Source organism: Saccharopolyspora gregorii (assembly GCF_024734405.1).
Classification (GTDB): domain Bacteria; phylum Actinomycetota; class Actinomycetes; order Mycobacteriales; family Pseudonocardiaceae; genus Saccharopolyspora_C; species Saccharopolyspora_C gregorii.
This window is the reverse complement of record NZ_CP059556.1, coordinates 753,052-768,205: the sequence shown is the minus strand read 5'-3', so window position 1 is coordinate 768,205 and position 15,154 is coordinate 753,052. Positions and strand designations below refer to the sequence as shown.

The 15,154-nt window shown below is 72.9% G+C and carries 17 protein-coding genes; 6 read left to right on the top strand and 11 right to left on the bottom strand.

Annotated features, from left to right (window positions below):
• Positions 1-3: 3 nt before the first annotated feature.
• The 5 genes from H1226_RS03530 to H1226_RS03510 all read right to left on the bottom strand — a co-directional run bounded on the left by H1226_RS03530 (position 4) and on the right by H1226_RS03510 (position 3,931).
• Positions 4-222, bottom strand: a complete 219-nt coding sequence (locus H1226_RS03530; RefSeq protein ID WP_258346087.1) for a PLDc N-terminal domain-containing protein — start codon at positions 220-222, stop codon at positions 4-6.
• 303 nt (positions 223-525) lie between these two features.
• The gene (locus H1226_RS03525) at positions 526-792 is read right to left on the bottom strand and encodes a PLD nuclease N-terminal domain-containing protein (RefSeq protein ID WP_258346085.1); all 267 of its coding nucleotides are present in this window, start codon (positions 790-792) and stop codon (positions 526-528) included.
• Between the two features lie 149 nt (positions 793-941).
• The gene (locus tag H1226_RS03520; protein ID WP_224967240.1) at positions 942-1,157 is read right to left on the bottom strand and encodes a PLDc N-terminal domain-containing protein; all 216 of its coding nucleotides are present in this window, start codon (positions 1,155-1,157) and stop codon (positions 942-944) included.
• A gap of 212 nt (positions 1,158-1,369) precedes the next feature.
• Positions 1,370-2,503 carry an L-talarate/galactarate dehydratase gene (locus tag H1226_RS03515; RefSeq protein ID WP_258346083.1) on the bottom strand — a complete coding sequence of 378 codons (1,134 nt, stop codon included), beginning with the start codon at positions 2,501-2,503 and terminating at the stop codon, positions 1,370-1,372.
• 66 nt (positions 2,504-2,569) lie between these two features.
• Positions 2,570-3,931: an MFS transporter gene (locus H1226_RS03510; protein WP_258346081.1), complete on the bottom strand. Its 1,362-nt coding sequence runs from the start codon at positions 3,929-3,931 to the stop codon at positions 2,570-2,572.
• Between the two features lie 367 nt (positions 3,932-4,298).
• Here H1226_RS03510 and H1226_RS03505 point away from each other — a divergent pair, with 367 nt between their 5' ends.
• The 3 genes from H1226_RS03505 to H1226_RS03495 all read left to right on the top strand — a co-directional run bounded on the left by H1226_RS03505 (position 4,299) and on the right by H1226_RS03495 (position 7,258).
• Positions 4,299-4,682, top strand: a complete 384-nt coding sequence (locus H1226_RS03505; protein WP_258346079.1) for a hypothetical protein — start codon at positions 4,299-4,301, stop codon at positions 4,680-4,682.
• Between the two features lie 292 nt (positions 4,683-4,974).
• On the top strand, positions 4,975-5,262 hold the full coding sequence (locus H1226_RS03500) for a winged helix-turn-helix transcriptional regulator (protein WP_224958470.1): 288 nt from the start codon (positions 4,975-4,977) through the stop codon (positions 5,260-5,262).
• Between the two features lie 139 nt (positions 5,263-5,401).
• Positions 5,402-7,258 (top strand): transglycosylase domain-containing protein, encoded by a 1,857-nt coding sequence (locus tag H1226_RS03495; RefSeq protein ID WP_258346068.1) that lies wholly within the window; start codon positions 5,402-5,404, stop codon positions 7,256-7,258.
• On the opposite strand, the gene H1226_RS03490 is transcribed toward H1226_RS03495, so the two are convergent.
• Positions 7,255-7,473 carry a hypothetical protein gene (locus tag H1226_RS03490; RefSeq protein ID WP_224958477.1) on the bottom strand — a complete coding sequence of 73 codons (219 nt, stop codon included), beginning with the start codon at positions 7,471-7,473 and terminating at the stop codon, positions 7,255-7,257. The two genes, H1226_RS03495 and H1226_RS03490, sit on opposite strands and share 4 nt — an antisense overlap.
• 176 nt (positions 7,474-7,649) lie before the next feature.
• On the opposite strand from H1226_RS03490, the gene H1226_RS03485 reads away from it, so the two are divergent.
• Positions 7,650-8,339 carry a type 1 glutamine amidotransferase domain-containing protein gene (locus H1226_RS03485; protein ID WP_258346065.1) on the top strand — a complete coding sequence of 230 codons (690 nt, stop codon included), beginning with the start codon at positions 7,650-7,652 and terminating at the stop codon, positions 8,337-8,339.
• Positions 8,340-8,430: 91 nt separating this feature from the next.
• Here H1226_RS03485 and H1226_RS03480 read toward each other — a convergent pair whose 3' ends face one another.
• From H1226_RS03480 to H1226_RS03460, 5 genes are all read right to left on the bottom strand, one after another.
• The gene (locus tag H1226_RS03480; RefSeq protein ID WP_258346051.1) at positions 8,431-9,750 is read right to left on the bottom strand and encodes an aspartate aminotransferase family protein; all 1,320 of its coding nucleotides are present in this window, start codon (positions 9,748-9,750) and stop codon (positions 8,431-8,433) included.
• Between the two features lie 70 nt (positions 9,751-9,820).
• Positions 9,821-10,702, bottom strand: a complete 882-nt coding sequence (locus H1226_RS03475; protein WP_258346050.1) for an SAM-dependent methyltransferase — start codon at positions 10,700-10,702, stop codon at positions 9,821-9,823.
• Between the two features lie 175 nt (positions 10,703-10,877).
• The gene (locus tag H1226_RS03470) at positions 10,878-11,615 is read right to left on the bottom strand and encodes a helix-turn-helix domain-containing protein (RefSeq protein ID WP_258349328.1); all 738 of its coding nucleotides are present in this window, start codon (positions 11,613-11,615) and stop codon (positions 10,878-10,880) included.
• A gap of 348 nt (positions 11,616-11,963) precedes the next feature.
• Positions 11,964-12,317 carry a hypothetical protein gene (locus H1226_RS03465; protein WP_258346049.1) on the bottom strand — a complete coding sequence of 118 codons (354 nt, stop codon included), beginning with the start codon at positions 12,315-12,317 and terminating at the stop codon, positions 11,964-11,966.
• A 460-nt stretch (positions 12,318-12,777) separates the two neighbouring features.
• Positions 12,778-13,131, bottom strand: coding sequence for a hypothetical protein (locus H1226_RS03460; RefSeq protein WP_258346048.1), 354 nt, complete (start codon positions 13,129-13,131; stop codon positions 12,778-12,780).
• A gap of 191 nt (positions 13,132-13,322) precedes the next feature.
• On the opposite strand from H1226_RS03460, the gene H1226_RS03455 reads away from it, so the two are divergent.
• Positions 13,323-13,988, top strand: a complete 666-nt coding sequence (locus tag H1226_RS03455; RefSeq protein ID WP_258346046.1) for a response regulator transcription factor — start codon at positions 13,323-13,325, stop codon at positions 13,986-13,988.
• Positions 13,985-15,151 carry a sensor histidine kinase gene (locus tag H1226_RS03450; RefSeq protein ID WP_258346044.1) on the top strand — a complete coding sequence of 389 codons (1,167 nt, stop codon included), beginning with the start codon at positions 13,985-13,987 and terminating at the stop codon, positions 15,149-15,151. Before H1226_RS03455 ends, H1226_RS03450 begins: the two co-directional genes overlap by 4 nt.
• Positions 15,152-15,154: the final 3 nt, after the last annotated feature.

The following is a 15,154-nucleotide window of genomic DNA, read 5'->3' as shown; positions in this document are numbered from 1 at the left end:
GCCTCAGGTCGAGCGGAGGGTGCGGGGACCGCGGACGTACCAGAGCACCGGGCCGACGAACGGCAGCGCCAGCGCCAGCAGGACCCACAGCAGTGCTCGGCCGCCGTCGAGCTCCGGCTGCACGAGGATGTCGGCGAGCGCGTGGAGGAAGAGCAGCAAGGCCAGCAGGAGGGCGAGCTGCCACAGCGCGGGTACGCCCAGGTGGTCGAGCAGGTGGTGCACGGTGTCGGCTCCGTTCTCGGTGGTTCGCCGTAGTGGAACCACCGTCGCAGCCGGAGCCGCCCTCCCGCGTCGATCGATCGACCTCGTCGTGCTGTCCGAAGGTCGATCCCCGGGTGGCCGTTCGGCTCGCAGCCGGGTTCGGCCGGGTCGGGCTCGGTGAGCGGGACGCCGCGCCGGGCTCGGCCGGGCCGGCTCGGCGGGCGCTCGGCGGACGGACCGCGTCGGTCCGGGGTGGCCGCCCGGTCAGCGGGCGTCGGGTGAGCGACCGTCCGGTCAGCGGGCGTCGGGTGAGCGACCGCCCGGTCAGCGGGCGTAGCGCCGGTGGGCGTCCGGGCGGCCGACGACGAACCACAGCAGGCTGCCCAGGAAGGGCGCGATGAAGGCCAGCACGATCCACACCAGCTTCATGCCGCCGCTCAGCGCCGAGCCGAGGATGCTGATCAGCGCCGCGATGAACAGGAACACGAAGGCCGCCGCCACGAGCAGGCTCCCGCCCACCAGCAGGAAACCCCAGATCTGTTCGGTGCCGTTCGCCGCGGCCATCGACTGCTGTGCGACCAAGGACATCATCGGAAAGCTCCGTTCTCAGTGGACCGTCTCGGTGGCGTCCGCCGCCGACGTGAACCACTTTCGCAGTTCGGGACGTCCTCGCACCTCAGAAGATCGGCCGGAACGGGATTGACCGAAAGTCCTACCTCCGCTGCCGAACGGCCCGCCGGTCAGCAGCGGAGCCGGCGCCGCGCGTCCTCGCGGCCGACGGCGAACCACAGCAGGCCGCCCAGGATCGGCGCCACGCACACGACGATCAACCACACCAGCGTCATCCCGCAGCCGGTCCCGGAGGTCAGGACGCTCGTCACCGCGGTGATGAAGAAGATCGCGTAGCCGATCAGGAACAGCGTCAGGAACGCGGCGACCGGGTCGAAGTGGGACATCGGGAACTCCATTCCTCGCAGGGCCGGTGGCACCTCCACCGACGCGTCCCACGGTTCCCGCTCTCCCCGGCCGCTCGCCTCGACGAACCGGCCGGACTCCGCGGACCGATCGGCCGAGCCCGTCCGGTCCGGCACCGACCGGCCGGACGAACCGCCCGCCGACCGCCCGTCCCGGCGGACGACCGCGGTGCGGCGCCCGCCGACCGGGAGGGTCAGGTCTGGTCGTGCTCCGCGACGGTCCAGGCGCGGGCCTGGTCGCTGAGGGTGATGCCGAGGCCGGGTCGCGGGGACAGGTGCATCCGGCCGTCGGCGATCTCCAGGTGCTCGTTGAACAGCGGGTCGAGCCATTCGAAGTGCTCCACCCACGGTTCGTGCGGGTAGGCCGCCGCCAGGTGCACGTGGATCTCCATCGCGAAGTGCGGTGCCAGCTGCAGGTTCCGCTGCTCGGCCAGCGCCATCACCTTGAGGAACCGGGTGATGCCGCCGATGCGCGGTGCGTCGGGCTGCACGATGTCGGCGCCGCCCAGCCGGATCAGCTCGGCGTGCTCGGCGACGCTGGTGAGCATCTCGCCGGTGGCGATGGAGGTGTCGAACGCGGCCGCGAGGCCCGCGTGCCCCTCGGCGTCGTAGGCGTCGAGCGGTTCCTCGATCCACACCAGGTCTATCGGCTCCAGGGCGCGGCACATCCGGCGCGCGGCCGGCCGGTCCCACTGCTGGTTCGCGTCGACCATGAGCGCGACCTGGTCGCCGATCTTCTCGCGCACCGCGGACACGCGGGCCAGGTCGGTGCGGCCGTCCGGGTGCCCGACCTTCAGCTTGATGCCGCCGATGCCGCCGGCGACGGATTCGGCGGCGCGCTCCACCACTTCTTCCACCGGCGAGTGCAGGAAACCGCCCGAGGTGTTGTAGCAGCGCACCGAATCGCGGTGCGCGCCGAGCAGCTTCGCCAGCGGCAGCCCGGCCCGCTTCGACTTCAGGTCCCACAGCGCCACGTCGAACGCGGCGATCGCCTGCACCGACAGACCGCTGCGTCCCACCGAGGCGCCCGCCCACACCAGCTTGTCCCAGATCTTGCCGATGTCGCTGGGATCCTCGCCGATCAGCACCGGCGCGATCTCGCGGGCGTGCGCGAACTGGCCGGGGCCGCCGGCCCGCTTCGAATAGCCGAATCCGATGCCCTCGCAACCGGATTCGGTGCTGATCTCGGCGAACAGCATGGCGACCTCGGTCATCGGCCGCTGCCTGCCGGTGAGGACCTTCGCGTCGCTGATCGGCGTGGCCAGCGGCAGCGTCACCGAAGAGATCTTGACGCGGCTGATCCGGTCGAGGGTGGCGGACTGGGGCATCGGGCGAACTCCCTTGCACGAGGGGATTTTCCGGTCACTGCCTGGATCTCAGCGGGAACGAGCGGTTCAGGAGTCGAAGTGGATGCGCTTGATCGGGCCCATCACGGCGAACCCGACGAGCGCGAGCAGCCCGTGGGCGGCGACGAACCAGAGGGCGGTGGTGAACGAACCGGTGGCCTGCACCGTGTAGCCGATGACGATGGGCGTCACGATGCCCGCCGCGTTGCCGAAGGCGTTCATCGTCGAGGCCACGAAGCTCGACGCCTGCGGCGGCGCGATGTCGGTGGTGATGGCCCAGCCGAGCGAGCCCACGCCCTTGCCGAAGAAGGCCAGCGTCATCAGCGCCACGATCAGCGCGCTGCTGTCGGTCAGGTTGCAGAGGGCGATGCTGGTGGCCAGCAGCATGCCGAACACGGACGGCACCTTGCGGGCCGCGGTCAGGGAAAAGCCGCGCCGCAGCATCGCATCGGACAGGAATCCGCCGAGCAGCCCGCCGCCGAAGCCGCACAGCGCGGGCAGCGCCGCGACGAAACCGACTTCCAGCAGGGACAACCCGCGGCCCTGCACGAGGTACACCGGGAACCAGGTGATGAAGAAGTAGGTCAGCGCGTTCACCGCGTACTGCGAGACGTACACGCCCCACAGGGCGCGGGCGGAGAAGATCTGCCGGAAGGTGGCCGCGTTCAGCGGTGCCCGCTCCTGCACCCGTTGCGCGTCCCCGCTCTTCGGGGCGTCGAGGTCGACGAGCCCGCCACCGGAGCTGATCTTCTCGAATTCGGCCGCGGACACCCGCGGGTGGTCGCGCGGCGAGTCCATCCAGCGCAGCCACAGCGCGGCCAGCGCGAACCCGAGCACGCCGAGCAGCACGAACACCCAGCGCCAGCCGTACTGGTGGGTGATCCACCCCATGATCGGGGCGAACAGGGCGGTGGCGAAGTACTGCGCCGAGTTGAAGATCGCGGTGGCGCGGCCGCGCTCCGCGGTGGGGAACCAGGCGGTGGCGACCCGCGCGTTCGCGGGGAACGCGGGCGATTCGAACGCGCCCAGCAGCAGCCGCAGCACGAAGATGGTGGTCACCGCGATGAGCACCGGTGTGGTGACCAGCCCGACGGCGCTGACCGCGAGCGTCACCGCCGTCCACAGCACCAGGCTCCACGCGTAGACGCGGCGCGCGCCGAACCGGTCCAGCAGCATCCCGCCGGGCAGCTGCGCCACCACGTACGCCCAGCTGAACGCGGAGAAGACGTAGCCGAGCTGCACGGTGCTGAAGCCCAGCTCCGCCTGCACGCTGCTGCCGGTGATGGACAGGCTGCTGCGGTCCGCGTAGTTCACCACGGTGATCGTGAAGATCAGGGCGAGCACCAGGTAGCGAGTGGGGATGCGCGTCCCCGCCGTTCTCCCGGCCGCTCCCGATTCATTGCCAGACATCGTCGTCCTTCCGCAGGGGAAAGCGAGCCGGTAGTCCCGGAGCGGCACCACCGGGGTTCCCGATCGCGAAGTGCCAGCAGACTAGGGTCGGCAGATCATGCGCGGCCAACACCGTTTCGGCATCATCCGATGCCGAAAATGAATCGGGATTCCGCGCGGACCAACGGCGACGACCGATCGGAGCAGCATCCGGTACCACCTCGGCGGAATCCGACTCATCCGAAGAATTCTCGTTCGGCCATTGCGGTGATCAGCCTGGAAATGCTCCGGAGAATCGTGTGAAGATCTCACCGAAGCCGATCAGGCTTCCGCCGGCGATCCGTGGGGGAATGCCGGACTGGGGTCCAACAGAAAATCGAGGAAGCGGATGCACATCGCAAAGAAGGCGGCCACCGCCGCCGCGCTGACCGGCGCCGTCCTGGGAACCGCACTGGTGGGAGGCGGCGCGGCCGCCGCGGCTCCGAACGATTCGGACGGCGTCATCACCATTCTGGGAACGTGCGGGGACACGTTCTCCCCCTCGGTCGGCGGGGGCGCGGCCGGGTGGACCATCACCTGCGGCGGCGGGAAGGTCCGGGTGCAGGGCTGGGTCAAGGACACGAAGGCGGACGGCAAGGCCGCCGAGGTGTACGGGAGCTGGGGCAACGGCGACAGCTTCGGCACCGTCCGGGCCGGTGGGAACGGCACCAAGAAGGAGTTCAACAAATCGCATTCCGGAACGACGGTGAGCCTGTACCTGCGGGTCATCTGATGCACCCTATCCACCGCCCCACCGATTCCGGTACGACAATTGCGGCAGGAATCGGCTGAATCCTGAATTCGAATCGAACCCGGGAACACGCGCGGCGCGCGCAAGAATGCGCCGCGCGTGTTCCCGCGCGCCCGGAGCGATTCGGGCGGAGGACGAACCGGGGGCGGGCCGCCGCCGATCGCCCAGTACTCTGCTCGGCGGAGCGGACGGAGGGATCGCGATCAGCACTCGGTGCCCCACGGGCGAGCACGAGCACCACGACGTCTACGAGGCCCAGTGCCCCTGCCGATCGGTGCTGGACCTGCTGGCGAACAAGTGGTCCGCGCTGGCGATCGGCGCCCTCGAAGCGGGACCGCACCGGTTCGGTGCCCTGCAGCGGCGCCTGCAAGGGGTCAGCCCGAAGGTGCTCACCCGGACGCTGCGCCGCCTGGAGGCGACCGGGCTCGTGGCGCGGACCGTGTACCCGGAGGTACCGCTGCACGTCGAGTACGAGCTCACCGAGCTCGGCCGCGGCGCCGCCGTCCCGCTCAACGCCCTGCGCGCCTGGGTCGAGGACCACATCGACCAGCTCCCGCGCTGAACGGACGCCCGCTCCGGCGACCCGGACGGGCGCGCGGTACTCCGGGTCGTGCGGTTCTGGGGCCGCGGCCGCAGCTCGCGGGGAGAGCCCTCGCCGGAAGCGGTGGAACATCCGCCGGCCGCCCGGCAAGATCAGCGGGATGGACGAGGACACGACCGCGGCGCGGCGCCCGCGGAAGCGGTGGCGCCGCGCCCTCCGGGGCGTGCTGATCGCGTGCGGCGCGCTGGTGGCGGCCGTGGGGATCGCGTTCGGCATCGGCTACCTGGTGTGGCCCATCCCGGACCCGGTCGAGATCGCGGCGCGCACCGACCAGTCGGTGCTGATCGCGCACTCCGACGGCAGCGAGATGACCCGGATCGTGCCGTCGTCCGGGAACCGGACCATGGTCGACGACCTGCGCGCGGACGTGTCGAAGCCGATGCGGGACGCGACGCTCGCCGCCGAGGACGCGTCCTTCTACCGCAACAGCGGGTTCGACCCGCTCGGCATCGTGCGGGCCGCGTGGTCGCAGGTGACCGGCGGCGTGGGCGGTGGTTCCACGCTCACCCAGCAGTACGTCAAGCTCGCCACCGGCGCCGACGAGCACACCTACACCCGCAAGTTCAAGGAGGTCGTGCTCGCGTTCAAGGTGACCAACGAGCTGCCGAAGGACGAGATCCTGCAGGCCTACCTGAACACCGCGTACTACGGGCGCGGCGCGTACGGGGTGCACGCGGCCGCCGAGGCCTACTTCGGGAAGCCGCCCGCCGACCTCGACCCGAGCGAAGCCGCGCTGCTGGCCGGGATGGTCCAGCGCCCGACGGAGAACGACCCGGCGTACAACGCCGAGCAGGGCCGGGCCCGCTGGGAGTACGTCGCCGGGCAGCTGCGGCGGCACGGCATGGTCGACGACGCGCAGGCGGCGAAGATGCGGATGCCCGGAACCCGGGAGCGCTTCGCCTGGCGCGGCGAGGCGCTGTCCGGCACCACCTACGAGATCCGCCAGCAGGTGCTGGAGGAGGCCGAGCGGGCCGGTTTCACCGAGGGCACCTTGCAGCGCGGCGGCTATTCGATCATCACCACCATCGACGCCGCGGCGCAGCGCGCGGCGGAGCGGGCCGTCGCCGAGGTGACCGCCCGCGCACCGGGCTCGCACGCGGCGCTGGTCGCGATCGAACCCGGCACCGGCGCGGTGCGCGCGTACCACAGCGGTGCCACGACGGCGGGCGGCTACGACTGGGCGGCGGCGCCGCAGCACCCCGGCACGGCGTTCGAACCGTTCGCGCAGTTCCTGCAGCTCGCGGGCTCGCAGGCGTCGCAGCAGGCCGGCTGCGAGGGCCCGGAGTGCTCGTCCCCGCGCCCGCAGGCCGCCCTGGAGGCGGAGACCGTCCGGCGGAGCGCGGCGCGGCTCGGCTTCGACACCGGTGCGTGGGAGCCGTCCGGCCGGTCCGCGTTCGACGCGTTGACGACGGGCGAGCAGCCGGTCAGCGCCACCGACGTCGCGCACGCCTACGCGACGATCGCCGCGAACGGGCAGGAGCGGAAGCCGCGGATGCTGAGCCGGATCCTGGACCGGGACGGCCGCGAGGTGCTGGCCGCCGAGTCCGCCCCGCACCCGGCGTTCGCCGCGGACGCCGGAGCCTCGGCGTTGCTGGCGCGCGAGGTCGCCGGTTCCCGGTGGCCGGAGCTGGCGCGGTCCTACGGGACGGAGCCGCTGGTGGTCGAGCGCGGCCGCTACCACTCGATGACGGCGTGGACGAGCGGGTTCACCCCGCGGCTGGCGACGTCGGTGGTGCTCAGCGCCACCGACGAGCAGAACCGGTCGCGGCCGCTGGTCGACGCGGACGGCCTCCCGCTGGACGGGACGGCCGCCACCGACGACGTCTGGCGCCTGTTCGAGGTGGGGCGCGGAGGCGCCGGGGCGCTGCCCCCGCAGCCCGAGCAGGGAGCCGAACCGGGGGCCAGGCCGGGCGGCCGGGACGAGGAGCCGGACCGGGAGGTCAGGCCGGGCGCCTAGGCCGGGACGACGGGGACGACCCAGCCGTCGTCCGCGGCGGTCCACTCGACCTCGCGGGTCCAGCCCGCGGCGCCGAGCTCGGCGTCGGCCCGTTCGATCCGCGCATCGCCCGCGGGCAGTTCCAGCTCGGTGACCGGCGAGCCGCGGTCGTCGCGGACGACGACCACGGGCGGCCCGCCGGAGTTCGCGGTGATGAAGTGCGCGTTGTTCGCCATGTGCGCCTCCTGGTCCGGTGCGGGCCCCGCGGCGGGGCCTCCCGCACCGGGAGTACCCGGTCGGCGGGATCACCACGCTCGGACCGGTCGCCTGGTGTAAAGATCGGCCCGGCCGGGGACCCCGGACGTGGGCACCGCCCGACCGAACGTCCTGCAGCCGAAGTGGAAAGCAGCTCATGAAGGTCCTGATCGTCCTCACCTCGCACGACCGCCTCGGCGACACCGGGAACAAGACCGGTTTCTGGCTGGAGGAGCTCGCCGCGCCCTACTACCGCTTGAAGGAGGCCGGTGCCGAGCTCGTGCTCGCCTCCCCGCAGGGCGGCGAGCCGCCGCTCGACCCGAACAGCGGCGCACCCGACGCGCAGACCGACGCCACCCGCCGCTTCGAAGCCGACCCCGAGGCGACCGCCGCGCTCCGCTCCACGGTGCGGCTGGACTCGGTGTCGGCCGACGACTTCGACGCCGTCTTCTACCCCGGCGGGCACGGACCGCTCTGGGACCTCGCCGAGGACCAGAACTCGATCCGGCTGATCCAGGACGTGCTGCGCGCCGGGAAGCCGGTCGCGCTCGTCTGCCACGCCCCCGGGGTGCTGCGGCACGTCACGGATCCCGCCGGTTCCCCGCTGGTCCGCGGCAAGCGCGTCACCGGGTTCACGAACTCCGAGGAGGCCGCGGTGCAGCTGACCGAGGTCGTGCCGTTCCTGGTGGAGGACGAGCTGAAGTCCCTCGGCGGCGACTACTCGCAGGGCCCGGACTGGTCGTCCTACGTGCTGCGGGACGGCCTGCTCATCACCGGCCAGAACCCGGCCTCCTCGGCCGCGGCAGCCGACGACCTGGTGGCGCTGCTCGGCGAGCGGAGCGCCTGACCCGGTCGGGACCGGCCCGGCGGCCGGGCGATCGGGCGCCGGGACCGGGAAGCCCGAGCGGGCCGGTGCACGACGCCGGGGCGGCCTCCGATCAGCGCGCGGTGGACGGCGGGCCGCCCACCACCGCGCGCAGCGCCGACTCCAGGCGGTCCACGCCTTCGTGCAGGTCGGCCTCCTCGATGGTCAGCGGGGGCGCGATGCGGAAGATCCCGCCCATGCCGGGCAGCTGCACGATGTTCACGTGCAGCCCGCGCTCCAGGCAGGCGGCGGTGACGGCGCGGCCCAGGTCGTCGGCCGGGGTCTTGCTCGCCTTGTCGGTCACCAGCTCGATGCCCTGCAGCAGGCCGCGGCCGCGCACGTCCCCGACCACCTCGTACCGGTCGTGCAGGTCCAGCAGCCGGGACCGCAACTCCTTGCCGAGCCGCGCGGCCCGCGGCACCAGCTCGTCGCGCTCCAGCACGTCGAGCACGGCCAGCGCCACCGACGCGGCCAGCGGATCGGACACGTGCGTGGTGAAGAACAGGAATCCGCGCTCGTGGCAGGACTGCTCGATCTCCGGGGAGGTCAGCACGGCCGCCACCGGAATCCCCGCGCCGAGCGTCTTCGACAGGGTCAGCAGGTCCGGCACCACGCCGTCGCGCTCGAACGCGTACATGGTGCCGGTGCGGCCGAGCCCGGTCTGCGCCTCGTCGAGGACCAGCAGCATGCCGCGGCGGTCGCAGTGCTCCCGCAGCTTCGCCAGGTAACCCGCAGGGAGTTCGATGATGCCGCCGGAGGACAGGATCGGCTCCACCACGCAGGCGGCGAAGTTCCCGGTGGACTGCTGGTCGACGAGCCGGAAGCCGTAGTCCAGTTCGGACTCCCAGTCGTAGGATCCGTCGGCGTGCCGGAACGGCGAGCGGTAGGCGTCCGGGGTCGGCAGCGTCAGGTTCCCCGGCACCGGCGGCCCGTACCCGCGGCGGCCCGCGGAGAACGTGGCGGCCGCGGCACCGGAGGTCATCCCGTGCCAGGAGCGGTCGAAGGCGATGACCTCCCAGCCGCCGGTGTGCAGCTTCGCCATCTTGATGGCGGCCTCGTTGGATTCGGCGCCGGTGCTCAGCAGCAGCATCCGGCTCAGCGGGTCCGGCAGCGTCGCGGCGAGCCGCCTGCCGAGCTCCACCACCGGCCGGCTCAGCATCCCCGAGTACAGGTGGCCGAGGTTCGCCACCGCCTCCCCCGCCGCGCGCACCACGTCCGGGTGCGCGTGCCCGAGCAGCGCGCTCATCTGCCCGGACGTGAAGTCCAGGATGGCGTTCCCGTCCGAGTCGTGGACGTGCGAACCGGCGGCCCGCTCGATGATCCGCGGCGTGAACGGCCCGCCGTACCTGACGAGGTGGTCGGCGGCGCACCGCCAGAAGTCCTGGTCGTCCACTGTCCGCTCCCGGCTCGGCGCCACGTGTGCGCCGCCGAGCCTAACAATCAGCGGCGGGACGGCAAGGGTGCTAGCCGCGCGGCTGGAGCGGTTTGCGGCCGACGCCCGCCCAGATCCCGGACTGCTCGGGGTGCTCGAACCCGAGGTCCTTGGTGTGGTTGGGGCTGCGGTCCTCCGGGTGCCACTCGGACGTCCAGGCCATGCCCGGTTCCATCAGCTCGAAGTCGCCGAGCAGGCCTTCGATGTCCTTGCGCGGCCGCCAGATCACCGGGCTGGAGGAGCGGTCGTACATGGCCTTGATGCCGGCGAGCTTGTCCTCCATCTCCGGCAGCACCCCGTCGTCGGTGATGTGCGAGATCGCGAGGTAGGAGCCGGGCGGCACGAGTTCGCGGTAGCGGGCGACGACCTGCTCGGAGATGTCGGTGCCGTCGGTGCCGAACTGCTGGACGTGCAGGACCGCGATGAGCAGCACCGCGATCGGCTTCTCCAGGTCCAGCACCCCGGTCTCCAGCGCGCGCTGCCACAGCTTGTCCGGGTTGCGCAGGTCCGCGTTGACGGCGGCGTGCCGCTTCGGGTCGCCGTGCTTGTCCAGCAGCACCTTGGAGTGCGCGACCGCCACCGGCTCGTTGTCGATGTAGACCACGCGCGAGTCCGGTTCGATCTCCTCGGCGACCGAGTGCGTGTTCCCCATGGTGGGCACACCGGACCCGATGTCGATGAACTGGTGCACGCCGTGCGCGACCAGCCGCCGCACGGCCCGGTGCAGGAACAGGCGGTTGCTGACGGCGATCGGGCGCAGCAGCGGGTACTTGTCGATGACGCTGCGGCCGAAGGCCCGGTCGATCGCCCAGTTCGCGTTGCCGCCCAGGTACCAGTCGTACACCCGGGCCACGCTGGGCTTGGTCAAGTCCGCGGTTTGCGGTGGGTACGGATCCTTGCCCGAGACGCTCATACGTGTGATCTTCCTGCCGCCGCCGAGAAGTCGTCCGCACACTGTAGTACTCCGCGTGCACGCTGTGATCCACGCACGGTCACCGGACCGCTCTGGCTCGGAACGCGGCTCGTCAGGCGCTCCTCGACCCGTGCCGCGCCACCTCGCGGCGGACTCCGCGAACCGGGCGTTCCGGTCATCCGCCGTCGTCCCGGCGCCGCTCGGCGCCCTCGGGGCCCACCCGCCGCAGCACGTCGAGCTGGGCCGCGTTGTAGAGCTCCGCGACGGCTTTGCCGACGGTCCGCCGGGCGAACGCCGGGCCGCCGGGCGCGTCCTCGTGCGCCTCGGTCAGGTCCGGGTTCAGCGCCCGCAGCGCCCGCACGTAGGGCTTCATGCGCTCGGCGAGATCGGCGCGGGTCGCTTCGTCGGCGTCCGCGGGCAGCGCGTCGAACTCGTCGGCCGCCGGGTCCTGCGGCAGGTTCTCCAGCATCTTCGCGTAGGTCCGCATGCCTTCGGGGCCGAGGACGCGGGTCACCACCACGACCAGGTTCCGGTCCGCATCGGACAGGTCCCGCACGCCCGGTGCCAGGTCCGGCGGCAGTTCGGCGGGGGCCGCGCGGTTGAGGACGATGCCGAGTTCGACGCGGGCGCGCTGCAACCGTTCGATGGTGGCGGCGAGGTCGGCGTCCAGCGCGCGCAGCGCCTCCGCCGGGTGCTCGTCGTCGGCGCCCATCTCGGCGACCTGGGCGAGGGAGAAGCCGAGCTCGGTGAGCCGCTTGATCCGCAGCACCCGCAGCAGGTGCGCCACCCCGTACTTCTTGTAGCCGTTCGATCCCCGCTCGGGCTCGTCGAGCAGGCCGACGTCGTGGTAGTGCCGCACCGCGCGCAGGGTCGTGCCCGCGAGCTCCGCGATCTCCCGGGTGCTCCAGCCCACCGCGCTCATCCCTCCCCACCGGCCACTCTCCACCGGCCGCGCCCGGGACCGCTCGCCGCGGTGGGCCGGTGCTCGGGCGCGTCCGGTGCCCTGGGCCGGTGCCGCGGAGCATATCGAGTGGATCTCGGGGTCGCCGCTGCCGCACGGGCCGCCGCGCACCGCGGCCCCGGCCCGCTCCCCCGGCGCGCGGGAGACCGCCGCGCGGGAGACCGGCGCGGGTGCCGGACGCACCGCGGCCCGCCCGACCGCACGGGTCGGACGGGCCGGGGGCCGACGGGCGGTGGCGGGGCCGCGGCGTGGACACCGCCGCGTCCCGCCCCCGGCCCCGCTCGGCGGGACGGGCCGAGATCAGCAGCCCTTGATCATCTTCTGGATGGAGCCGGACAGCCCATGGTTGAACTCCTTGCTGCTCTTCTTCCCGGCCGGCATCGACAGGCACTCCAGCCAGGTGTTCTCCGCGTCGGCCAGCTGCACGCTGACCTTGGCGGTCGTGGAGCAGTGGTTGTTGTAGTAGACGCGGGTGTTGAGGCTGCCGGTCGACCAGGACAGGTTCGCCTTGCCGCCCGTGCAGCTCACCGAGTAGTGGTGGTCGGCCTTGGCGGTCGCGTCGGGTGCCGCCGAGGCGGGCGCGACGAGCAGCGCCAGGCAGGCTGCGGTGCCCGCGGTCGCTCCGGCGATGCGGCGGAAAGCCTTCGAGTTCATCTGAGTTCCTCCCAGTGCGCGGCCGGACGCGCGGCCCGGCCGTCGGTTCCCGTTGCTCGGCGCCCACCCCCGGAGCGCCGTACGCCGATCACGCTAAGCACCACCCGCGACCCGCTTCCAGCCAACTTTGACCAAAGCCGTCCCGCTTCGGCCACGGCTTTGTCCACCCGCGCCAGGACAATGAGCACAAACCTCTGACCTGCAAGGACGACGCGAAGCCGCCGGTTTCCGGGGCGGCCCGGCGACCGCCCCGGGCGGCGCCCGTCCGCCGACGATCGATCGCGCGGCGAGCCGAGGGCGCGGGCGGAAGAGCCACCTCGACGCGGAGCCCGCCGCCGGGGGCCTCGATCACCGCCCGCGGGCCCCTCGTGCTCCGGCGGGCGGCCGGGTGCGGGCGCAGGCAGGACCGCGGCCCCACCCGCGCTCCACCGGACCCGCTCCTCCGGCCGCCCGCGTCGGCTCACTCGGCGTCGGCGCCCTGCACCGGACGCGCGGGCGCCCCGTCCTGGCCCGGCCGCGCGGGCGCGGCGTCCTGCGCGGGCCAGCCCGGCTGGGCGGGAACGACGTGGCGGCCCGGCCGCACCGGCGGGGTGGGCGCGCAGCCGACGATCTCGTCCTCGGCGCCTTCGAGGGGCTTCGCGGGCTCGACCACCAGGCCGGGCTGGTCCCGGTCCAGCGGCGTGACGGGCGCGCACCGGACCGGGCGGCCCGGCTCGTCGGAGGTACCGGCGAACGCGACGGCACCGCCCGCGCCGCCGAGCACGACGGCGAGGCCCGCGGCGGCGACGACGACCTTCTTGCGGATGGACATCATGAGAACTTCCCTTCCCTGCGAGGAACCGCCCGGCGGGCGGGACCGCGGCGGGGTGCCGCGTTCGGAACCCATGGAGCCAGGCCGGGGTTGTGGCGAGCGTCTGGCCGACGCCATACGGCCGCCATATCCGCCGTCGCGGATCATGTGCTCACCCCGGCGCGCGGGGCGCGGAACTTCCGGGAGGTACTTCGGTGCGGGTGCTGGTCGTGGAGGACGAGGAGTTCCTCGCCGAGGCGTTGCGCTCCGGCCTGCGGAAGGAGGGCATGGCCGTGGACGTCGCCGGCGACGGGCACACCGCGCTGGAGAACGTGGCGGTCCATGACTACGACGTGCTGGTGCTGGACCGCGACATCCCGGGCGTGCACGGCGACGACGTGTGCGGGCAGGTGGTGGCCGAGCACCCGGACTGCCGCATCCTGATGTTGACCGCCGCCGGTCGGCTCGCCGACAAGGTCGACGGGCTGCACCTCGGGGCGGACGACTACCTGGCCAAACCGTTCGACTTCCCGGAGCTGGTGGCCCGGCTGCACGCCCTGCGGCGGCGCGCCGCCCCGGCCCGGCCACCGGTGCTGACCTTCGACGACCTGCGGCTGGATCCGGCGCGCCGGGAGGCGCACCGCGGGCTGCGGCCGCTGCGGTTGACCCGCAAGGAGTTCGCGGTGCTGGAGCTGCTGATGCGCGCGGACGGCGCGGTGCTCAGCGCCGAGCACCTGCTGGAGAAGGCGTGGGACGAGCACGCCGACCCGTTCACGAACGCGGTCCGCATCACCGTGTCCACGTTGCGCCGCAAGCTCGGCGATCCGCCGGTGCTGCGCACCGCCACCGGCGTCGGCTACTACCTGGGAGCTCCGGCATGAGCGTCTCGGCCGCGTTGCGGCGCACCCGGCCGTCGATCCGGGTGCGGTTGACGCTGCTGCTGGGCGGGGCGGTGCTGGCGTGCGGGGTGCTGCTGCTGGTGACGGTGTACGCGTTGATGCGGTACCTGCCGGACTACGCCGCGCCCAGCACGCCGCTGGCGCCGAACGCCATCCCGCCGGGCGCGCTGGTGCGCCCCGCGATGCGGAGCAGCATCGCCACCCGGGACGACTTCCTCGGCGTGCTGCTGCAGGTGTCGGGGCTGGCGCTGGCCGGGCTGGCGCTGGTGGCGTTCGTGCTCGGCTGGATCATCGCGGGCCGCATCTTGGCGCCGGTGCACCGCATCACGTCCACGGCGCGCACCGTGGCGGGTGACAACCTGCACGAGCGCATCCAGCTGGGCGGGCGCCGCGACGAGTTCACCGAGCTAGCCGACACCATCGACACGATGCTGGACCGGCTGCACGACAGCTTCGAGGCGCAGCAGCGGTTCGCGGCGAACGCCTCGCACGAGCTGCGCACGCCGCTGGCGACGACCCGCACCATGCTGCAGGTGGCGCTGGCGCATCCCGACGACCACGAACTCGCCGTGCTGGGGCCGAAGCTGCTCGCCACCAACGACCGCAGCATCACCACGGTGGAGTCGCTGCTGGCGCTGTCCAGGGCCGATCACGGCATCACCGATCCGCGGCCCGTCGACCTGGCCGCGGTGGCCGAGGGCGCGCTGGAGCAGGTGCGGGCGGAGGCGGCGGCGGCCGGGGTGGAGGTGCGCGGCGAGCCGCACCCGGCCCGGGTGGACGGGGATCGGGACCTGCTGCACCACCTGGTGCTGAACCTGCTGCAGAACGCGGTGCGGCACAACCACCGGGGCGGTGGTGCCCGGTTGTCCGTCGAGGTCGCCGACGGCTCGGTGACGATCACCGCCACGAACACCGGCGATGACCTCACGGCCGCGGACACCGGCGAGCTGTTCGAGGCCTTCCGCAGGCACCGGGGCCGCACCGGCACCCGCGGGCACGGGCTCGGCCTCACCCTGGTCCGCGCGATCGCGCGCTCCCACGGCGGGACGGCGGGTGCCGCGCCGAACCCGGGTGGCGGGCTCACCGTCACCGTCCGGCTCCCCGAGGCGGCCGGTCCGGCGCGGGGCCGATCGAGCGCGGGCTGATCC

Excerpts from the sequence above, each read along its gene's own strand:
- H1226_RS03525 (WP_258346085.1), bottom strand. The coding sequence starts at position 792 with ATGATGTCCTTGGTCGCACAGCAGTCGATGGCCGCGGCGAACGGCACC.
- H1226_RS03520 (WP_224967240.1), bottom strand. The coding sequence starts at position 1,157 with ATGTCCCACTTCGACCCGGTCGCCGCGTTCCTGACGCTGTTCCTGATC.
- H1226_RS03515 (WP_258346083.1), bottom strand. The coding sequence starts at position 2,503 with ATGCCCCAGTCCGCCACCCTCGACCGGATCAGCCGCGTCAAGATCTCT.
- H1226_RS03510 (WP_258346081.1), bottom strand. The coding sequence starts at position 3,931 with ATGTCTGGCAATGAATCGGGAGCGGCCGGGAGAACGGCGGGGACGCGC.
- H1226_RS03505 (WP_258346079.1), top strand. The coding sequence starts at position 4,299 with ATGCACATCGCAAAGAAGGCGGCCACCGCCGCCGCGCTGACCGGCGCC.
- H1226_RS03495 (WP_258346068.1), top strand. The coding sequence starts at position 5,402 with ATGGACGAGGACACGACCGCGGCGCGGCGCCCGCGGAAGCGGTGGCGC.
- H1226_RS03490 (WP_224958477.1), bottom strand. The coding sequence starts at position 7,473 with ATGGCGAACAACGCGCACTTCATCACCGCGAACTCCGGCGGGCCGCCC.
- H1226_RS03485 (WP_258346065.1), top strand. The coding sequence starts at position 7,650 with ATGAAGGTCCTGATCGTCCTCACCTCGCACGACCGCCTCGGCGACACC.
- H1226_RS03475 (WP_258346050.1), bottom strand. The coding sequence starts at position 10,702 with ATGAGCGTCTCGGGCAAGGATCCGTACCCACCGCAAACCGCGGACTTG.
- H1226_RS03465 (WP_258346049.1), bottom strand. The coding sequence starts at position 12,317 with ATGAACTCGAAGGCTTTCCGCCGCATCGCCGGAGCGACCGCGGGCACC.
- H1226_RS03460 (WP_258346048.1), bottom strand. The coding sequence starts at position 13,131 with ATGATGTCCATCCGCAAGAAGGTCGTCGTCGCCGCCGCGGGCCTCGCC.
- H1226_RS03450 (WP_258346044.1), top strand. The coding sequence starts at position 13,985 with ATGAGCGTCTCGGCCGCGTTGCGGCGCACCCGGCCGTCGATCCGGGTG.